Genomic DNA, 3,768 nt, shown 5'->3' with positions numbered 1-3,768 from the left:
GCCGAAAGTCTGTTGATCAATTGTGTGGATAAAGCAATTTCTGGAAGAAAGAATAGAACTTGTTTACCTGCATCCAAGTGCTCTTGTATAATTTCTACGAAAATTTCTGTTTTACCAGAACCTGTTACACCGTGTAGTAAACATACATCCTTCTCTTCAAAAGATGTTCTTACTTCGTCTAACGCATGTTGCTGATCTTCAGAAAGTGCTTTGCGTTGCTTGGTTTCGTCATCAGCTTCTCCCAAACGAGATATTTCCAAGCGGTCACTAAAAAGTACACCGTTTTTTTCTAAAGTATTTAAAGATGAAACAGATGCTCCCTCGCTTTCCAAACGTTTACGTAAAATAAACTCAGATTTATTTCCTTTTAATCCACCCAGCTTTAAATAAGTCAGCATGGCTTGGAGCTGTTTCTCTTTTCCTTTGCTATCGGATAATTTTTGGAGAAAGTCTTCCAACTTTTCTTGTTGAGAATATTCATCCGTGAGTCGAATAAACAAAGCTGTTTTAGGAGTGAATTTATGACGTAACTCTTCCTTGGTTAATAAAACTTTATATCCAATTAATTTATTAATAATGGGTTGTATCGTTTTTATACCTACGATTTCAGAAATCTCTTTTAAGTCAAGTTCTTCCTGAATTTCAAGTGCTTCGTAAATTTGATATTCTCTATCGTCTAAGCGATCAAGTATGTTCTTGTTGAATTCTGGGTGTAGAATGATCTTTGTTTCACTGGCCAACTTAAAGTTAGAAGGTAATGCTGCGTTCATTACATCGCCTAAAGGAGCCATGTAATAATCAGAAATCCAGTTCCAAAGTTTAAATTGATTCCCCGTTATGATAGGGTTTTCATCCAATACATGCTCAATGTACTTTGCCTGATAACTGGGTACATCTTCGTGTACTTTAGTAATTAAACCTGTGAATAATTTAGCTTTTCCAAAAGGAACAACTACGCGAATCCCTGGTTTTACATGTTCGTTCAGCTCAAAGGGAACCCTGTAAGTAAACGACTTGTTTAGGGCCAAGGGAAGTAAAACTTCTACAAAAAATGTCTTTCTTTCTGCCACCCGATAAAGATAGAAAAAAGGAAAGTTCTACAATTCTTGTTCAGCTTTAATTACAGTAGAAACTATAGTTTTGGTCATTAATGAAATCACTACAGAAAAGTAGAGGAGAGGTAATTGCTCCTTGACACAATTCACGCGTAGAGTTTACAGATAAAATTCTTGAATTTGGAGAAAATCCACCAAAAGCAGTACGCGTTATTGAATTGGTCATTCTAGAAGTAAATATTCCTAGCGCACCTTCTAAATTTGTATATGTAGGTTGGTTTTGCGCCAACTGAGTGGTGGGTTGATTTACTAAGATATAATTGTATAAATCCTCTGATCCTCCGATTACCTGAAAACGCATAGAGTGAAGTGTTCTTTTGGTAACATCACTATCTGCAGCAATACTATTTTTAAGGAATTCGTAGAAGCTAATACCATTTACATTGAAGTTACCGATGGTTGGACTTTCTGGGTTGGCTTCACCAATTTTCCATTCTAAAGTATGTTGTGTACTACCAGCAGCGGTAAATTCGTTGTAGGTAATGTAAACTCTGTAATCATACATTACTGCATTTTGTCCTTGCGAGTATTTGAAAGCTTCATTTTTATAATCACCATTGTCTTCAACATTTGCTTCCGCGAAGTTTAATTGAGAAGTGATTTTTGGATCAAGAACTTCTATTTCTGATACCAATTCTGTAGAAGCTGTAACAATATGATCACCGTTGTTTAGATTTAAGTCTAAATCTATTCTTGCACTTGGGTTAAGTTTATTATTGGCAGGTGTTTTAAAGTAGTATAACTTCTGATTCGGGGCATAAAATATACCTTCTTCTTTGTTGGTGATAACAGTGTCCTTTAAGGTAAACTCTCGCACTAAATTTCCGTTTACAAATTCACCAACGGTTCCTTCAACAGATTCAAAATAGGTTGAATCAGGTACTTGGGCAAACTCTAAAGCGTTACCATCACCCAAAAAGGTCTTGTTTATTTTAACAAAGTGTATGGTGTCATTTGCATCTATAATAGCATGAATAATTGGAGTTTCTACGTATTCTCCGTTTACGCAAAATTCTGTACTACATGAAAAAAGCAGGAGTCCACTTAAAAGTGAGAAAAAGAAAGAAAATTGTTTCATGTTTTATAGTTTGGGGGTAAAGTTAAATGAAAATTGACCAAATGGTGAACCATTCAGTCAATTCTCAGTACTTGTCAATCAATGTATTATTTAACGCGGTTCAATCCCATGGCTTTTAACATCCATTTAGGAAGGTGTTTTTCCGGGTTTCTATTTTTTAGGTTTATGTACCAACCTAATTTTTGCGCTACAGGAACTTTATGTGTTTCTACAAATTCAATTAAGGTACCATCTTGATCTTCGATGTAAGAGAATCTACCTCCAGCTTCTCCCATATCAAAAGTTTCACCAGTATCTATGGTAAATGGGAAACCTGCTTGGGCACATTCTTCTTTTAATTTTTCCATGCGTTGAACATCGAAACAAAGGTGAATGAATCCCCAATCTCCCCAATATCTGTTCTCAAATATTTTTCTACAGTCTGTTCTTTCTATAGCTTGTACCAATTCAATTTTGGTTGGTCCTAGAAGTTGAGCGAAGGGCCCTTTTCTCATTTGAGGGTGAGAAAGTAAAACACGTCTTACTTTTTTATCACCTTGTGGAAGTTCTGAAAAACAGTCGGCTACTTCGGTAACGTCATATTCAACTTTAGAATACCCTAAGACGTCTGCGTATAATTTAAGTGCTTTGTCGATATCACTAACACCTATCATAGATCCAGCTACACCACCGGTTTTACCCGCAAACTTAGTTTTAGAGAAAACTACATTTTCTTGTACTACGTTAAAGATATTTCCGTTAGGATCTTCTACAAAGAAATGTGGCTCACCGTGAGGAGTTGTTTTAAGGTCACCCAAAACTTTCGCACCTTCTTTTTTCATGTAGTCGTAAGATGCTTTTACATCTCTTGATTTTATTCTACAGATGTACAATCCGTAATCACCAAGTTGAATAGGGAAGTCTGATTTTTCTGTGTTACGAGAAGTGAATTGCCAGATTTCGAATCCTCCACCACCTTCCATAGAAAGTGCCAGTGTAGCTGTTCTTTTTTGAACTACGCCTCCTGTATAAGGTGTCATTAAAGGAGCTTCTGCCGCTTCTTCAAATACTTTTACATCTACACCGAAAAATTTTCGATACCATTTCCAAATCTCTTCAACATTAGGTACTCCTATACCCATTTGCTGAATACCACTTATAATCTTTCCCATACCTTAAATTTGATGGGTAAAATTAATATTCTAATTAAAATATACAGGTATTTTCTTCAATTAACGAATGGCTCTATCGTTGAATATTACATATCCAAAACTCAATTGCACACTCCAAGGCTTTTCTTGAACAGGAAAGTAATTGGTGGTGAACCTTACAGGACCAATGGGACTGTTGTAAATGATAGATCCGGCAGCCATGATTTTTGTCTCTCCCCAGTTTTTATAGAAAAAGCTTCCATCATCCAATCTATTTATTTCCTTGATGGGTTGGAAAATGTACGGATCTATACGTACGTCCAAGGCATTATTTAAGGTCCATATTAAATTCATACCTCCTCCCACAAACTGGGCGGCACGATAATCAGTAAAAAAGTAAGTTTTTGAGTCAGGTAGAGGAGAGTAACTCGGTGTACTTAATATG

General features: G+C 36.0%; 4 protein-coding genes. All 4 read right to left on the bottom strand.

Annotated elements, in window-relative coordinates; all coding sequences use genetic code 11:
* Positions 1–1,070, bottom strand: a 1,070-nt coding sequence (locus tag AC22ZQ_RS13185; RefSeq protein WP_318959229.1) for a primosomal protein N' family DNA-binding protein, incomplete at its 3' end; no start/stop codon positions are given.
* A gap of 46 nt (positions 1,071–1,116) precedes the next feature.
* Positions 1,117–2,193, bottom strand: a complete 1,077-nt coding sequence (locus AC22ZQ_RS13180) for a DUF4249 family protein (protein WP_318959228.1) — start codon at positions 2,191–2,193, stop codon at positions 1,117–1,119.
* 86 nt (positions 2,194–2,279) lie between these two features.
* On the bottom strand, positions 2,280–3,344 hold the full coding sequence (locus AC22ZQ_RS13175) for a VOC family protein (RefSeq protein ID WP_318959227.1): 1,065 nt from the start codon (positions 3,342–3,344) through the stop codon (positions 2,280–2,282).
* A gap of 60 nt (positions 3,345–3,404) precedes the next feature.
* The coding region (locus AC22ZQ_RS13170; protein WP_318959226.1) for a hypothetical protein at positions 3,405–3,768 on the bottom strand (364 nt) is incomplete at its 5' end.

It is taken from the genome of Lishizhenia sp. (assembly GCF_057456495.1).
The sequence above is the reverse complement of the archived record's forward strand: the minus strand, read 5'-3'. Positions and strand labels throughout refer to the sequence as shown.